The 16,574-nt window shown below is 65.9% G+C and carries 13 protein-coding genes and 1 pseudogene; 8 read left to right on the forward strand and 6 right to left on the reverse strand.

Going from position 1 to position 16,574, the window contains the following annotated elements:
* Nucleotides 1–184 precede the first annotated feature (184 nt).
* The 6 genes from aceE to GFY24_RS18590 all read left to right on the forward strand — a co-directional run bounded on the left by aceE (nt 185) and on the right by GFY24_RS18590 (nt 8,713).
* On the forward strand, nt 185–3,055 hold the full coding sequence (gene aceE / locus GFY24_RS18565; RefSeq protein WP_153806456.1) for a pyruvate dehydrogenase (acetyl-transferring), homodimeric type: 2,871 nt from the start codon (nt 185–187) through the stop codon (nt 3,053–3,055).
* Between the two features lie 45 nt (nt 3,056–3,100).
* The gene (locus tag GFY24_RS18570; RefSeq protein ID WP_309231045.1) at nt 3,101–4,387 is read left to right on the forward strand and encodes a helix-turn-helix domain-containing protein; all 1,287 of its coding nucleotides are present in this window, start codon (nt 3,101–3,103) and stop codon (nt 4,385–4,387) included.
* Between the two features lie 140 nt (nt 4,388–4,527).
* The gene (locus GFY24_RS18575) at nt 4,528–5,442 is read left to right on the forward strand and encodes an ACP S-malonyltransferase (protein WP_309231014.1); all 915 of its coding nucleotides are present in this window, start codon (nt 4,528–4,530) and stop codon (nt 5,440–5,442) included.
* 103 nt (nt 5,443–5,545) lie between these two features.
* Entirely contained in the window at nt 5,546–5,851 is a 306-nt protein-coding gene (acpM, locus tag GFY24_RS18580; RefSeq protein ID WP_309231015.1) for a meromycolate extension acyl carrier protein AcpM, read from the forward strand.
* 11 nt (nt 5,852–5,862) lie between these two features.
* Nucleotides 5,863–7,113, forward strand: coding sequence for a KasA/KasB family beta-ketoacyl-ACP synthase (locus GFY24_RS18585; RefSeq protein WP_309231016.1), 1,251 nt, complete (start codon nt 5,863–5,865; stop codon nt 7,111–7,113).
* 169 nt (nt 7,114–7,282) lie between these two features.
* Complete coding sequence (locus GFY24_RS18590; RefSeq protein WP_153806347.1) at nt 7,283–8,713, forward strand: acyl-CoA carboxylase subunit beta; 1,431 nt, start codon at nt 7,283–7,285, stop codon at nt 8,711–8,713.
* A gap of 123 nt (nt 8,714–8,836) precedes the next feature.
* On the opposite strand, the gene GFY24_RS18595 is transcribed toward GFY24_RS18590, so the two are convergent.
* The 5 genes from GFY24_RS18595 to GFY24_RS18615 form a co-directional block, all read right to left on the reverse strand.
* Nucleotides 8,837–10,228, reverse strand: a complete 1,392-nt coding sequence (locus GFY24_RS18595) for an FAD-binding oxidoreductase (protein WP_309231017.1) — start codon at nt 10,226–10,228, stop codon at nt 8,837–8,839.
* 221 nt (nt 10,229–10,449) lie between these two features.
* Entirely contained in the window at nt 10,450–10,866 is a 417-nt protein-coding gene (locus tag GFY24_RS18600; RefSeq protein ID WP_153806348.1) for a hypothetical protein, read from the reverse strand.
* Between the two features lie 49 nt (nt 10,867–10,915).
* Entirely contained in the window at nt 10,916–11,446 is a 531-nt protein-coding gene (locus GFY24_RS18605) for a DUF3145 domain-containing protein (protein ID WP_309231018.1), read from the reverse strand.
* Between the two features lie 119 nt (nt 11,447–11,565).
* Nucleotides 11,566–12,378, reverse strand: coding sequence for a serine hydrolase domain-containing protein (locus tag GFY24_RS18610; protein ID WP_309231019.1), 813 nt, complete (start codon nt 12,376–12,378; stop codon nt 11,566–11,568).
* A 48-nt stretch (nt 12,379–12,426) separates the two neighbouring features.
* Nucleotides 12,427–13,017 (reverse strand): amino acid permease, encoded by a 591-nt coding sequence (locus GFY24_RS18615; protein ID WP_309231020.1) that lies wholly within the window; start codon nt 13,015–13,017, stop codon nt 12,427–12,429.
* 63 nt (nt 13,018–13,080) lie between these two features.
* On the opposite strand from GFY24_RS18615, the gene GFY24_RS18620 reads away from it, so the two are divergent.
* Both GFY24_RS18620 and GFY24_RS18625 read left to right on the forward strand, forming a co-directional pair.
* Complete coding sequence (locus tag GFY24_RS18620; RefSeq protein WP_153806351.1) at nt 13,081–14,271, forward strand: serine hydrolase domain-containing protein; 1,191 nt, start codon at nt 13,081–13,083, stop codon at nt 14,269–14,271.
* A 100-nt stretch (nt 14,272–14,371) separates the two neighbouring features.
* A pseudogene (locus GFY24_RS18625) lies at nt 14,372–15,373 on the forward strand (agmatine/peptidylarginine deiminase); the annotation flags it as partial.
* Between the two features lie 107 nt (nt 15,374–15,480).
* Here the strand turns inward: GFY24_RS18625 and GFY24_RS18630 are convergent.
* Nucleotides 15,481–16,536 (reverse strand): phosphotransferase family protein, encoded by a 1,056-nt coding sequence (locus GFY24_RS18630; protein WP_153806353.1) that lies wholly within the window; start codon nt 16,534–16,536, stop codon nt 15,481–15,483.
* Nucleotides 16,537–16,574 lie beyond the last annotated feature (38 nt).

Raw genomic sequence — 16,574 nt, forward strand, 5'->3', positions numbered from 1 at the left:
GGTTCCCTGGAGAACCGTACTGGATTCTCTGCTGACATGATGACCTGGGACGCACCATGCACAAGGATGTGAGGTGCGCCCCAAACCAATCGTTACGGGTATGCCAACACCAGCGGCAGCCCGGGTGAATGACGCCTATCAGATGTCCCACCCTGTACGAGGAGCAAACGTCTTGACCGACCTGATGCACCCCAATCCTTCGTCGAGTCCCACAAATGGCACGGCACGTAATCGCCCGGCGGGGGGCCGGGTCCGAGTGATCCGCGAGGGGGTGGCGTCATACCTTCCGGACATCGATCCGGAGGAGACCAGCGAATGGCTGGACAGCTTCGACGAAATGCTCGAGCGGGAGGGACCCGGCCGCGCCCGCTACCTCATGCTGCGGATGCTGGAGCGCGCCGGCGAACGCCATGTCGCCATCCCGGCACTGACTTCGACGGACTACGTCAACACCATTCCCACCGAGAACGAGCCCTGGTTCCCCGGCGACGAGGAGACCGAGCGCCGCTTCCGCGCCTACATCCGCTGGAACGCCGCGGTCATGGTGCACCGCGCGCAGCGGCCCGGAATCGGTGTGGGCGGCCATATTTCGACCTATGCGTCGTCTTCGGCCCTCTACGAGGTGGGTTTCAACCACTTCTTCCGCGGTAAGGATCATCCGGGCGGCGGCGACCAGGTCTACATCCAGGGCCACGCCTCCCCCGGCATCTACGCGCGCGCCTTCCTCGAGGGCCGGCTCACCGAAGACCAGATGGACGGTTTCCGCCAGGAGTACTCCCACGGCGGTCTGGGCGCGGGTCTGTCGTCCTATCCGCATCCGCGGCTCATGCCGGACTTCTGGGAATTCCCCACGGTCTCCATGGGTTTGGGCCCGATGAACGCCATCTACCAGGCGCGTTTCAATCACTACCTGCATGATCGCGGCATCAAGGACACCTCGGATCAGCATGTGTGGGCGTTCCTCGGCGACGGCGAGATGGACGAGCCGGAATCGCGCGGCCTCATCCAGGTCGCCGCGAACGAGGGCCTGGACAATCTGACCTTCGTCGTCAACGCCAACCTGCAGCGCCTCGACGGCCCGGTTCGCGGTAACGGCAAGATCATTCAGGAGCTGGAGTCGTTCTTCCGCGGCGCCGGTTGGAATGTCATCAAGGTGGTGTGGGGCCGCGAGTGGGATTCGCTGCTGCAGGCCGATCGCGACGGCGCGCTGGTCAACCTCATGAACAGCACCCCGGACGGCGACTACCAGACGTACAAGGCCAATGACGGCGCGTACGTGCGCGAGCACTTCTTCGGCCGCGACCCGCGCACCAAGGAGCTCGTGAAGGGCCTGTCCGACAGCGATGTCTGGAACCTCAAGCGCGGCGGCCACGACTACCGCAAGATCTACGCGGCGTACGCGGCGGCCATGGCACACAAGGGACAGCCGACGGTCATCATCGCCAAGACCATCAAGGGTTACGGCCTGGGCAAGCACTTCGAGGCGCGCAACGCCACGCACCAGATGAAGAAGATGACCCTGGATGATCTCAAGTCGTTCCGCGATGTGCAGCGGATTCCGATCACCGATGAGCAGCTCGAGGCCAATCCCTACCTGCCGCCGTACTACCACCCCGGTATGGACGCGCCGGAGATCCAGTACATGATGGGCCGCCGCAAGCAGCTGGGCGGTTTCGTCCCCGAAAGGCGCACCGCAGCAAAGCCTCTGCAACTTCCGGGCGATGAGGCCTACCGTTCGGTCCGCAAGGGCTCGGGCAAGCAGAGCATCGCTACCACGATGGCGTTCGTCCGCCTCATGAAGGACCTGTTGCGGGACAAGGAAATCGGCAAGCGCATCGTGCCGATCATCCCGGACGAGGCCCGTACCTTCGGTATGGACTCGTGGTTCCCTTCGTTGAAGATCTACAACCGCAACGGCCAGTTGTACACATCGGTCGACGCCGAGTTGATGCTTGCCTACAAAGAGTCCTCCACCGGACAGATTCTGCACGAGGGCATCAACGAGGCCGGATCGACCGCGTCGTTCACCGCGGTGGGCACCTCGTACAGCACGCACGGCGAGCCGATGATCCCGCTCTACATCTTCTATTCGATGTTCGGTTTCCAGCGCACCGGTGACGGTCTCTGGGCCGCCGCGGATCAGATGGCGCGCGGATTCGTGCTCGGAGCAACCGCCGGGCGAACCACGCTCACCGGAGAGGGCCTGCAGCACAACGACGGTCACTCGCTGCTGCTGGCGTCGACCAATCCGGCGTGTGTCCCGTACGACCCGGCCTTCGCCTTCGAAATCGCTCATATCGTGCGAGATGGCCTGCGCCGCATGTACGGCGGCGGTGTCGGTATCACCGGTTATCAGGAGGCCCTGCCCGGCACCGATCCCGAGGCGCACTCGGTGCACCACGAGTTCGGTGGCGAGGACATCTTCTACTACATCACCCTCTACAACGAGCCGCAGTCCCAGCCGGCCGAGCCGGAGAATCTGGATGTGGAGGGCCTGCTCAAGGGCATCTACCTCTACAAGCGCGGTGGTGAGGGCGCGGTGCGCGCACAGATCCTGGTCGCGGGCGTCACCATGCCCGACGGCCTGCGCGCGCAGGAGATGCTCGCCGAGTGGGGTGTACAGGCCGATGTCTGGTCGGTGACCTCGTGGGGTGAGCTCCGGAAAGAGGCTCTCGCCAAGGAGATCCAGCGGCTGCGCCACCCGGACGCCGATCCCGGACAGCCGTACATCACCCAGGCGCTGTCTCAGGCCGAGGGCCCGTTCGTGGCCGCCTCGGACTGGATGCGCGCGGTACCGGATCAGATCCGCCAGTGGGTACCCGGAAAGTTCATCTCGCTCGGCACGGACGGTTTCGGCTTCTCCGATACCCGTCCCGCCGCGCGCCGCGTCTTCAATGTGGATGCGGCATCGATCGTGGTAGCGGCCCTTTCCGGCCTCGCCGAGGCGGGCAGAATCGACCGCGCCACGCTGGTCGAGGCGGCCGCCACATACCGCATCGATGATGTGAACGCCGCGCCGAAGGCGGCACCAGGTAGTGAAGGTGGCGACGCATAACGCACGATTAACCCCGTGGAACGCAAACCGCCGAGACCGCGCCGGATCAACGAAGGCTCCTCCGAACACGAGGTCTACCTTCCGACCGGCGCGCTCTCGCCGAACCGGCAGACCCGAGATCCACTCCCCGACACGCTGCTCAAGCGGGTCAAACAGTTCTCGGGCCGGCTATCCACCGAGGCCGTGGCCTCGATGCAGGAGCGGTTGCCGTTCTTCGCCAATCTGGATGCCGCGCAACGCGCCGGGGTCCAGATGCTGGTGCAGACGGCTGTGGTGAACTTCCTGGAGTGGCTGCAGGATCCGGAGAGCGATATCAGGTTCAGCCTGGACGCTTTCCAGGTCATCCCGGATGATCTGGCGCGGCGGCTGACGCTGCGCCAGACCGTGGACATGGTCCGGGTGGCCATGGAGTTCTTCGAGCAGTGGCTGCCCGCGCTCGCGCGCAACGATCGCCAGCTGGTGGCATTGACCGAGGCGGTGCTGCGATACGGGCGTGAGCTCGGTTTCGCGGCCGCCTCGGTGTATGCCAGTGCCGCGGAATCGCGTGGCGCGTGGGATACCCGCCTGGAGGCGCTGGTGGTCGACGCGGTGGTGCGCGGCGATACCGGGCCCGAAATGCTCTCGCGCGCCGCGACTCTCAACTGGGATGCCACCGCACCGGCGACGGTGCTGGTCGGCACGCCCCCGAAAGATCAAGTGGCCGTGGTCGGTTCGGTGCATTCGGTGGCCGCCCGGCACGGCCGCAATGCCCTTGCGGTAGTTCAGGGTTCACGCCTGGTGATGGTGGTCAGCGGTCATCTCGGTGACACCATGCACCCCTCGCCGTTCCTCGCCGACCTGCTCAGCGAGGCTTTCTCGGATGGCCCCGTGGTGATCGGCCCGACCACTCGCACGCTCTCGGTCGCACATATAAGTTCTGTCGAGGCGATGGCCGGTATGGAGGCCGTGGTCGGCTGGCGGAGCGCGCCACGCCCGGTGCACGCGACCGAATTGCTGCCCGAGCGAGCACTTCTCGGCGATCGTGCCGCCGTAACCGCCCTCAATGAGCTGCTTGTGCTACCGTTGGCCGCCGCTGCGGGCGAGCTGTCCAATACCTTGGACGCCTACCTGGACTGTGGCGGAGCCGTCGAGACCTGCGCGCGCCAACTGTTCGTTCATCCAAATACCGTCCGCTATCGATTGAAGCGAATCGCCGATATCACGGGCCGGGATCCGATGAACCCGCGCGATGCCTACGTGTTACGAATCGCGTCCACGATAGGCCGTCTGACTCGAACCCGTAACGAATCACCCACTTCGGCCTCAGATGTAACCCCCGTCACAGATGCGTAAGTTCGAATGTAACGCGTCCGGCGAATCGAACGATCCGACCAACCCACGTGCCCTTTTGTGGACACCTCACAAAAGACCCACCAAAGCTTCATTCGCGCCGACATCTCCTGAGAGCACCACCACAGTGTTTTCTTAGAGACGTGATCGCAGTGTTCGCCCCAGGACAGGGCTCTCAGACACCCGGCATGCTCACCCCTTGGCTCGAACTGCCCGGCGCGGCCGATCGAATCGCGCTGTGGTCGAAGGCTTCGGGACTGGACCTGCTGCGGTTGGGTACTACCGCGACCGCGGAGGAGATCACCGATACCGCGGTGACACAGCCTCTGGTTGTCGCGGCGGCGCTTTTGGCCTTCGCGGAAATCCCCACGGATGTACTTCCCGCGGATACCATCGTCGCCGGACATTCGGTCGGCGAGCTCGCGGCCGCCGCCATCGCCGGAGTCATCTCCCCCGATGACGCGGTGGCACTCGCCGCTCTCCGTGGCGGAGAGATGGCCAAGGCTTGCGCACTCGAGCCGACCGGTATGTCCGCGGTGCTCGGCGGTGACGAAGCCGTCGTGCTCGCTCGGCTCGACGAACTCGGCCTGATCCCGGCCAACCGCAATGCGGTCGGGCAGATCGTGGCGGCGGGTAAGCTGGGCGCGCTCGCAGAACTTGCGAGCAACCCGCCCGAAAAGGCGCGCGTCCGGGCACTTCCGGTCGCGGGCGCTTTCCACACCGCGTTCATGGCACCTGCCCAGGACGCCGTGGCGGCCGCCATCGCCAAGATCACTCCGGGCGAGCCGATCCGGACCCTGCTGTCGAACTTCGACGGCAAGCCGGTCGCCTCCGGCCGGGATGCGGTCGATAAGCTTGCTGCCCAGGTCACGCGCCCCGTGCGCTGGGATCTGTGCACCGAAACCGTTCGCGCGGCAGGTGTTTCCGCGGTGGCAGAGTTGCCGCCGGCGGGCACCCTGGTCGGCATTGCCAAGCGGGAGCTCAAGGGCACCCCGAATCTGGCACTGAAGACCCCCGCGGACCTCCCCGCGCTGGCCGAACTCTCCACCAAGGGCTAGCTTGACTCGCGGCCCGCTTCGTCAACGGCGACGAAGGCAAACGGACCGCAAGCATTGAATTTCATCCGACCCACCTACAGGAAATAAGAAGGGAGCCACCACAGTGGCCGCTCTGACCCAGGAACAGATCGTCGAAGAGCTCGGCAAGATCATCGAAGAGGTGACCGGGATCGAGCCTTCCGAGGTGACCGTCGAGAAGTCCTTCGTCGACGACCTGGACATCGACTCCCTGTCGATGGTCGAGATCGCCGTTCAGACCGAGGACAAGTACGGCGTCAAGATCCCGGATGAGGACCTCGCCAGCCTGAAGACCGTCGGCGACGCCGTGTCCTACATCCAGAAGCTCGAGGCCGAGAACGCCGACGCCGCCGAGGCGATGAAGGCCAAGTTCTCGAACGACGGCGAGTAGGAACAGACACCGTGACCACTCCTTCCACCTTGAACGGGAACTTCCCCAACGTCGTCGTGACCAGCATGGCGGCGACCACGTCGATCGCTGGTGACGTCGATGCGACGTGGAAGGGACTCCTCAACGGCGAGAGCGGCATTGACGTTCTCGAGGATGATTTCATCGAGGAGTACGACCTTCCGGTCCGTATCGGCGGTCACTTGAAGGTGTCTCCGGATACTCTGCTCAGCCGCGTCGAGATCCGCCGTATGGCGTATGTCGAGCGACTGGCGACCGTCCTCGGTCGTGAGGTCTGGAAGAACGCCGGAACACCCGAGGTCGATCCGCTGCGCCTCGGTGTGGCCATCGGCACCGGCCTCGGTGGCGGCGATGCCCTCATCGACTCGGTCGACAAGCTGAAGAACGGTGGCTATCGCAAGATTTCGCCGCTGGCTGTTCAGATGGTCATGCCGAATGGTCCCTCCGCCGTTGTCGGTCTCGAGCTCAAGGCCCGGGCGGGAGTGATCACTCCGGTCTCGGCGTGCTCGTCGGGTTCGGAGGCCATCGCCAACGCGTGGCGGATGATCGTCATGGGTGACGCCGATATCGTCGTCACCGGTGGCGTCGAAGGCTTCATCGATTCGGTGCCGATCGCGGCCTTCTCGATGATGCGTGCGATGAGCACCCGCAATAACGATCCGAAGGGCGCTTCGCGGCCCTTCGACAAGGATCGCGATGGCTTCGTCTTCGGCGAGGCGGGCGCGCTCATGGTCGTCGAGACCGAGGAGCACGCCAAGGCTCGTGGCGCCACGATCCACGCCCGGCTCATGGGCGCGGGCATCACTTCGGACGGCTTCCACCTGGTGGCGCCGGATCCGGAGGGCACCGGTGCCGGTCGGGCCATGCAGCGCGCGATGCAGACCGCGGGTCTGTCCCCCAAGGACATCACCCACGTCAACGCGCACGCGACTGCCACCCCTATCGGTGACTACGCGGAGAAGAACGCGATTCATCACGCAGGCGTTCAGCATGCGTCGATCTACGCACCCAAGTCCGCCCTGGGCCACTCGATCGGCGCTGTCGGCGCGCTCGAGTCGGTGCTCACGGTTCTCAGCATTCGGGATGGCATCGTCCCCCCGACGCTGAACCTGGAGAACCAGGATCCGGAGATCGATCTGGATGTCGTGCACGGCGAGGCTCGCCGTCAGGACATCGAGTACGCGATCAACAACTCCTTCGGTTTCGGTGGGCACAATGTCGCGCTCGCCTTCGGCCGGTACTGACGCACGGTTGAACCGGTAACCCGGTTCGGCATCAGCGCCGGTTTGTAAGACAAGTGGTCCCGGCGGGGATTCGGAAATGCGATCCCGCATCCGAATCCCCCCGGGACTTCGACATTTTCGCAGCCGCTCTCAGGCGACCGCACTTCCTTAATCAAGAGGAGAGTTCGCGATGACCATCATGGCCCCTGCTCACGCCGACACCGCGACCGATCCCCGTGATCCGCTGGGCCGGTTGCAACGTTTCTTCGATCCGGGAACCGTTCTTCCGCTGCACCCGCGCGACAAGTCCGGCGTACTCGCCGCCATCGGTGAGATCGACGGCGTGCGTACCGTCGCCTACTGCTCCGACGCGACCGTCATGGGCGGTGCGATGGGTGTCGAGGGTTGCAAGCACATGGTCGATGCGATCGATACCGCCATCGACTCCAAGATGCCCATTGTCGGCCTCTGGCATTCGGGTGGCGCGCGCCTGGCCGAGGGTGTCGAGGCATTGCACGCGGTCGGACTGGTCTTCGAGGCCATGGTCCGCGCGTCCGGCCTGGTCCCGCAGATCTCCGTGGTGCTCGGCTTCGCCGCCGGTGGCGCCGCTTACGGTCCCGCACTCACAGACATTGTGATCATGGCTCCCGAGGGCCGTGTCTTCGTCACCGGACCGGACGTGGTTCGCAGCGTCACCGGTGAGAACGTGGATATGGCGACTCTGGGTGGGCCTGTCACGCACGGTAAGAAGTCCGGCGTCTGCCATATCGTCGCCCATGACGAGGCCGATGCCATGCATCGCGGTCGTCGCCTGGTGTCCATGTTCGCCGAGCAGGGCGAGTTCGATCTCGTCGCCGCCGCGCACGGTGATGTGGACCTGAAGGCCATGCTTCCGGCTTCGGCCAAGCGCGCCTACGACGTGAAGCCGATCGTGCACGAACTGCTCGACAATGTCGACGGCGAAAGCTCTTTCGAGGAACTGCAGGGCGGGTACGCGCGGTCGATCGTCACCGGTTTGGGCCGCATGGGCGGGCGCACCGTCGGCGTCCTGGCCAATAACCCGATCCGCATGGGCGGCTGCCTGAACTCCGAAAGTGCCGAGAAGGCAGCGCGTTTCGTGCGCCTGTGCAACTCCTTCGGTATTCCGCTGGTGGTCGTCACCGATGTTCCGGGTTATCTGCCCGGTGTCAGCATGGAGTGGGAGGGCGTCGTCCGGCGCGGCGCGAAGCTGCTGCACGCGTTCGCCGAGGCCCGCGTCCCGCGTGTCACCCTGGTCACCCGCAAGATCTACGGCGGCGCGTACATCGCCATGAATGCCCGATCCCTCGGTGCCACAGCGGTTTACGCCTGGCCCGAGTCCGAAGTGGCGGTCATGGGCGCGAAGGCCGCGGTCGGCATCCTGCACAAGAAGGCCATTGCCGCGGCGCCGGAGGAGGAGCGTGAGGCCCTCATCGAGCGCCTCACCGTCGAGCACGAGCAGATCGCGGGTGGCGTCGAGCGCGCCGTGGCGATCGGCGTGGTGGACGAGATCATCGATCCCGCCAAGACCCGTTCCATCATCGCCGCCGCCCTGGCCGCGGCCCCGGCTCGTCCGAGCCACCTGAAGAACATTCCGCTGTAAGGGATTACGGGGGAAGTAGAGAATACGCGGCACAGCGAAGGCGGGCGGTCTCCACAAGAGACCGCCCGCTTTCCTGTCCCCATGTGGTCGCTCAGGACGGAAGTCGTTGTCCCACAGGGCCGATCATGCGGGATGGATATTGGCATTGTGGTGCAGGACGTTGTCCGGATCCCAGGTGGTCTTGAGGGCGGTGAGGCGAGAGTACTTGTCGCCGTAGGTATCCCGAATGCGTTGCTGGTCGTCGTCGACCAGGAAATTGATGTACCCGGCGTCCGAACGGGCATGCGGGAGCAGCGCGTCCCAGGTCTCCCGGACCCAGGCGCGTTCGGCATCGAAGTCGGCCGGATCGGGGCACAGGGCGCTGATGTTGACGGCCCAGCACGCATCTCGGGAGCCGCCGAATGCCGTTGCCTCATCCGGGGTTTCGGTGTAGCGGCCGCGCAGCGGGAAGATCGGCGCGATGGTGAGCGGGGATCGGCGCTGCGGGAAGCGGTGCACCAGTTCGGCAATCACCTCATCGTTGAGATCGTTTATGTAGAGCGACTTCTCGTAGGCGGGCAAGCCGCGCGGGGCGACATCGTCGAACATCTGCTGGAGTGTGGTGTACGGCATGGGGGTCACCAACTCCCAGGCGGGAGCGGGCGCTGCCGCGCGGAGCGGCTCCACCACTGCGGCGAGCTCTTCGGGTGTGCCGAAACCTACTACGGCGGTGACGAATCCGGGTTGGCCCTGATACTGCTCGGGCACGAACGGCAGCGGCGGGGCACTCACGGCCAGGATCGCACCGCAGTATCCGGCGGGCAGGTCCGACAGGCGCGCGACACCGGCGGAGAGACCGGCCGGGGCATCCGCCGGGGTCCAGCAGAGCATGGTGAGCTGAGCCATGGGCGGCAGGTCGTGCAGGCCGAAGGTGAATTCGGTGACGATGCCGAAGTTGCCGCCGCCACCCCGCAACGCCCAGTGCAGATCCGGATTCTCCTGTGCCGAGGCCGTGACGATATGCCCGTCGGCGGTGACGACCTGCGCGGAAACCACACTGTCGCAAGACAATCCGCAGCGCATGGTGAGCCAGCCCATACCGCCGCCGAGGGTGAGACCGCCGACTCCGGTATCGCTGATGAATCCGCCCGTCATGCCGAGCTCGTGCTCGGCGGTGGCGGCGTCGACCTGCGCCCAGGTGGCTCCGCCGCCGACGCGGGCGGTCTTGCCCTCCGGGTCCACGGTGACGCTGTCGAGCGCGGCGAGATCGATGAGCATGGCGTCATCGGCGACCGCGTGCCCGGCGTAATTGTGTCCCCCGCCGCGCACGGTGATCTCCAGTCCGTGCCGCCGCGCGTGCAGCAGCGCCCGGGCCACTCCCGCCGCCGATGTGGGCTGCACGATAACTGCCGGACGGCGATCGAAACAGCCACTCCATACTTGTCGCGCCGTATCGTATTCGGCGTCCTTCGGGGTGATGACCGCGCCGTCTATCGTGGCGCGCAGTCCTTCGATATCGATTCCAGCCGTTGTCACGGTGCCGCTCCCTCGCGTGCCGCGTCATGCTGCCGGGAAGCGATAACCGGAGCGCGTGGCGGAGTCGCACCCCGTATGGTCGGTCGCTCTTGCCCGGCGCTGACGTGTCTCATGCCGCCACACGAGAGTTACGCGGCGACGCGATGCGGAGTTCATCGCGCACGATGCGATCTTGCGAAGCCGAAGCAAGATCAGCGAAGAAAGGCGCGCCGAGCGTTCGATCAGGAGAGCAGGCGGACCTTGTCGGCGGATTCGTTCTGGCTGGCGCATTCCTGATACGGGTTCGGGTCGCCTTGGCGCTCGCCGCAGACCCAGCGCATATCGGCGACTTGGATGGCGAAGTCGCCGCCGGTCTTCTTCGCTCGTTCCTGGGTGTAGGTGGTGGCCACGAGCAGGGCGGTCGGGCAGAAGTCCGCGCCCTTGGTGGTGTAGGTGACGACGGCGAGTCCGCCTGGGCCGGTACCACATTGGACGGACTCCTGGCCCGGCAGTGGTGTCGAGGCGGCGGCCGGAGTGGTGCTCGGCCGCGATGCGTTGGTGACGGCGGCAGCGGCGCGATCACCGTTACCGCAGGCCGTCACCGTGAGTACGGCGGCAGCGACGGCCGCCACAGCTAGTGGACCCTGGATTCCCCGCACAGAAATCTCCTTTTCGCACAGACCGATCGGGCTATTGCGTTGCGGTGGATCAGCCGACGTCGCGGCGCAGCCAGGTGACCTCCGCGCCCTCGCCGCCGAGGCGGAAGGGTTCGAGGGCATCGTCCCATGCCGTGCCGAGCGCGCGATCGATCTCGGCGGCAATGTCATTGGCGTCGGCGCGACGCTCGCGCGCCTCGGCGACTATCGAGCGCAGTCGCATCTCGCCGACCATGACATCGCCGCTGGCGCTGGTCGCGCCGTGCCAGAGGCCGAGGCCGGGGACGAAGCTGTAGCGTTCGCCGTCGACCCCTTCACTGGGGTCCTCGGTGACTTCGAAGGCGAGTACCGGCCAATCTCGCAATGCTCCGGCTAACCGTCCGCCGGTACCGACTGGGCCGTACCAATCGGTGGTCGCCCGCAAATTTCCGGGGGCCGCGGGCTGTGCGGTCCAGCGGAGTTTCGCGGGTGCTTTGAGGGTGGAGGTGAGCGTCCATTCGATATGCGGGCACAGCGCGGCCGGCGACGAATGAATGTAGACCACACCAGACGTCGCGTCGGCGAACTGACTCGTTCCGCGCACCACTAACACCTCCGGCTTCGACGGGGACGTCTTCCCCAACGACCCGCTCCAGCCAGCGTTGCCCGAGTTTACTGGAGTGCTCGGAGTTACGTGTGTTACTTATCGGCCGTGTCGGAGTTCTACGCAAACTCCGCGATCACGGCATCACTGAGGGTCGGCCAGGCCGCGCGCGCCCAGTCACCGAAATTTTCGTCCGCCAAAGCGAGACACGCCATGCCGACTTCCGGATCAACCCAGAGAAAAGTCCCCGATTGCCCGAAGTGCCCGAAGGTGCGCATGGAATTCGCGCCACCGGTCCAGTGCGGGACTTTGTGATCACGAATTTCGAATCCCAGACCCCAGTCGTTGGGGCGCTGCGACCCGTAACCGGGGAGTACGCCATTGCGTCCTGGGAACTGCACTGTGCTTGCCTCACCGAGCAATTCGGCAGTAACACAGGTGGGGTTCAGCAATTCTCCGGCGAACCGCAGGAGATCTGCGACCGAGGAGCGCGCCGCATGCCCGGCGGACCCGGCCAGCACCGACGATTCCATGCCGAGCGGTTCGAAAACGGCCTCGTGCAGATAGCGATCGAACGGAATACCGGTTTGCTCGGCGACGAAATCGGCCAGCACCTCGAACCCGGCGCTGGAGTAGATGCGCCGCATACCCGGCTCGGCCAGCACCTCGGTGGTATCGAAGGCCAGGCCGGAGGTGTGCGCGAGCAGATGCCGCACGGTGGACCCGGGCGGGCCCGCAGGCTGGTCCAGCTCGATCGCGCCCTCCTCGACCGCGACCAGTACCCCGTATGCCACAAGGGGTTTGGTCACCGAGGCGAGGCGGAATGCCCGATCGAGCTCGCCCTCGGCATCCACGACACCCTTACCCCGGACCACGACACCCGCCGCGGCATGCCGGACCGGCCACTCTCGAATCTGCTCCAGCGCTCGCACACTCACGAGCCTACGACCCGGCCCGCACCGCGTCCGGCCGGGACCGATTCAGGGCGGAGCGGTGGCGGCCGTAGGTGAGACCAGGGTGCCGATATTGGTGGCATTGACGAGTTCACCCAGCGGAATCAGCGCGGACAGCACCGCGACGACACCGCCGACGATGAGGGTATTGGTGGTCGGTACCCGCTTGGCGCCGACCTCGGACAGCACCTTGGGCATGAGCCCGTCGCGGGACATGGCGACCAGAATTCGGGTCTGACCGTACAGCACCGTGAGCACCACCGAGGCAATCGCGATGACCGCTCCGGCCGCGAGAATCATTGCGGGCCAACCCCTTCCGGTGACCTGCGACAGCACGGTCGCCAGTGACGCACCCGAGGAGCTGACATCGTCCACGCCGACGGCCGCCACTGCGGTCAATGCCACCAGCACGTACACCAGGGTCACGATGCCGAGCGAGATGATGATGGCGCGCGGCAGATCCCGCTGCGGATTCTCGGCCTCCTCACCAGCGGTGGAGGCGGCATCGAAGCCGATGAACGAGAAGAAAACCATGGACGCCGCCGCCCCGATCCCGGCCACGCCCTCCGGTGCGAACGGATGCAGATTGCCGGAGTCGAATGCCGTAACCGCAACCACCAGCCCTCGGCCTCGGCACCACGAGCATTGGGCGTGATCAGCACGGCTACGATCGGGTTCACCATGAGTGAGCAGGTCACGGTCCACGGTGAGGTGGACAGCGGGTTCGGGGCGGTCGCGGATGCTTTTCGGCGGAATTTCGCCGGGCATGGGGAGATCGGGGCGGCGGTGGCTGTTTTCGAGGGGGATCGGCCGGTGGTGGATCTTTGGGCGGGGTGGCGGGATCGCAAGCGGGGGCTGCCTTGGGAGCGGGACACTATGGCTCCGGTGTGGTCGTCTACCAAGGGGATTACGGCTTTTGTGGTGGCGGCGGCGGTCTCTCGGGGTTTGCTGGACTATGAGGCTCCGGTGGCGAAGTACTGGCCGGAGTTCGGGGTGAACGGTAAGGAGTCGATTACCGTTCACCAATTGCTGGATCATCAGGCCGGGCTGGCGGCGCTGGATCGGCCGGTGCGGCTGCGGGATATGGCGGATCCGGATGGGCTGGCCGTCGTGCTCGCGGAGCAGAAACCCTTGTGGCAGCCGGGAACTCGGCACGGGTATCACCCGATCACGGCGGGTCTCTATCAAGGCGAGTTGATTCGCCGTGTCGATCCGGAGCACCGCACGCTGGGCCGGGTTTTCGCCGAGGATTTCGCGAAGCCGCTCGGCTTGGACTTCTATATCGGTCTGCCGGAATCGGTTTCGCTGGATCGCGTGGCCACCCTGTCCGCCACCGAGGGCCTGGATATCCTGCGCTACGAGCGTGATCTGCCGCTGCGTATCGGCGTGCAGTTGTACGCCAAGCGCGGACTCTCCTTCCGCGCCTTGAACTCCCCGCAGGTCGGCGCGCCTGCCCGCGCCGCCCGCCGCGAATTCCTGGAGGTGGAGAGCCCGGCCGCCGGTGGTGTCGGCACCGCCCGTTCGCTGGCCCGCGTCTACGGTGCTGCCGCGGGCAACACCGGTGAGCTCCCGATCGACGCGGAACTGTTGGACCGCTTGGCATCCGCCGATACCGCCCAGGATGTCCCCGCCGAGGATCTGGTGCTGCTCACCCCGAGCCGCTATCACCTGGGTTTCCGGAAGTCCTGTGGCAGTTTCCGTTTCGGCACCGATGCGCGCGCCTACGGCACCACCGGTTATGGCGGCTCCCTCGGATTCGCTGATCCGGCAACGGGTCTGGGCTTCGGCTACACGATGAACCGCCTGGGTATGGCCGTGCTGGACGATGTCCGCTCCCGCAATCTGCGCGAGGCGCTGCGCCGCAGCGTGTGATCGCGTTCCTCCCCGGAACCGCCTCGAACACCCGCTAACCTCGTATTCGCCAGCGGTTTGCCCGCACTGTTATGAGGTCAGGAGCCGTTCGATGCAGCGATACCGGATGCCCGACGAAGGCCGCCCGCACCAGCGCACCTGGATGGCGTTCGGGGCGAGCGAGCAGGTCTGGACCGCGGACCTGCTACCACTGGCCCGGCGCGCCCTGGCCGATATCGCCCGCACCATCGCCCGTTTCGAACCGGTCTCCATGCTGGTACGCCCGCAGGAGCTCGCGGCAGCGCGCACCCTGGTCGGCCCCGATATCGAACTGCTCGAAACGCCCCTGGATGATCTGTGGCTGCGCGATTCGGGCCCGGTCTTCGTAGTCGACGAGTCCGGCGCGCGGGCGGGTATCGACTGCAATTTCAATGGCTGGGGCGATAAGCAGGAGCATGCCGAGGATGCCCTCGTGGCCAGTTTCATCACCGCGCGAGCCGGGGCGGAGGCGGTGCACACCGAACTCGTCTGGGAGGGCGGCGGCATCGAGGTGGATGGTGCGGGCCTGGCGATCATCACCGAAAGCTGTGTGCTGAACGACAATCGGAATCCGGGCTGGACCAAACCGGAGGTGGAGCAGGAGCTGGAGCGCCTGCTCGGGGTGGAGAAGATCATCTGGCTGCCGGGTATCGCCGGACGCGATATCACCAACGGCCACACCGATTTCTACGCCCGCTTCGCCCGCCCGGGCGTGGTGGTCGCCGGCCTGGAGAACGATCCGGACGCCTTCGACTACGAGGTCACCCGCACCCATCTGGACATTCTGAAAGAGGCGACCGACCAGCATGGGCGACCCCTGCAGATCGAGGTGATCGAGGGCCCGGACACGGTGCGTTCGGAGTGGGTGGACGCGGATTTCGCGGCGGGCTACATCAACTTCTACCTCTGCAATGGCGGGGTCATCGCCCCGCAATTCGGTGACACCCCACGCGATGCGGCCGCCAAATCCACCTTGCAGCGCCTGTACCCCGACCGCGAGGTGGTTCAGCTGAATATCGACGCCATCGCGGCCGGTGGCGGCGGCATCCACTGCACCACCCAGCAGGAGCCGCGGATCGGCTGAGCGGTTGCGGCACCGCGGTTCTCGACATCGTGGGCATGGTGTACCCCGGCAAGATCGTGAACCGCGACTGCGTCCGCCGACCGTGGTGGGCGCAGTCGCGGCCGGTCTCACTCCATCAGCTGATGCGCCTTGCCGAACAGCTCCAGGGTGATGGCGTGCAGGAAGTCGCCAATCTCCTTGGGCGCCTTGCCCGCACACGCGCGGGCGTGCGTGCCCTCCAGCACGATGCCGAGTTTGAAGCAGGCCAGCACCGTGTACCAGGTGACATTGCTCAGGTCCCGGTCGGAGAATTTGCCGTAGTGCTCGATCATCTCCGCGGCGGTGGGCAGGCCGCCGACCGCGCCGAGGCTGCCGATGAGCGCCGCGCCGGTGGTGCCGGGTTCGGGGCGGGTGGCGATCTGCCAGCCCAGGTCCAGCAGCGGGTCGCCGATGGTGGACATCTCCCAGTCGACCATGGCCGCGACCTGCGGGCCGTCATAGGAGAACATCATGTTGGCGAGGTGGCAGTCACCGTGCAGGATGCCGGGTTGCCACTGCGCGGGGCGGTTGCGGTCGAGCCATTCGCCGACGCGGTCGACGCCCGGGATCTCGGGTCCGGGGTAACCCTCGTTGACGCCGTACGACTCGAGCTCCTTGAGCCAGCGCGGTACCTGACGCTCCAGGAAGCCTTCGGGCTTACCGTAATCCGCGAGTCCGAGCGCCTCGTGGTCGAGCGAGCCGAGCCGGGCGATGGCCTCCACCGCCGAGAGCCCCATCTGCCGCCGGATCTCCGGATCGCCCGCGTGCAGCGCCGGCAGTTCGTTCTGCGGGTTGAAGCCGATGATCGGCTCCATCAGATAGAAGTAGGCCCCGATGAGCGATTCGTCGGCCCCGGCGGCGATCACCCGGGGCGCGCGCACGCCCGTCCCGGCGAGGGCCTCGAGAATGCGGGATTCGCGGCGGATCACATTATTGCTGGCGGCCCGCAGATGCTTGGGCCCGCGCCGCAGTACGTAGTCGCGTCCGCCGCGGCTGAAGCGCAGCATGATGTTCTGGGTGCCGCCGCCGAGGGGTTTCACCTCCTCGAATTCACCGCTGGGCAAGCCCTGCTCATCCATCCACTTCCCGACGACCGCGAAGTCGACAAGGTCACGATCCACATCGACCGGCTGCACTTCAGACATGTCCCACATTGTGCCGCAGCCGTCCAGTGCAACTGAAG

Source organism: Nocardia sp. SYP-A9097, from assembly GCF_009649815.1.
In the GTDB taxonomy this organism is placed as follows: Bacteria; Actinomycetota; Actinomycetes; order Mycobacteriales; family Mycobacteriaceae; genus Nocardia.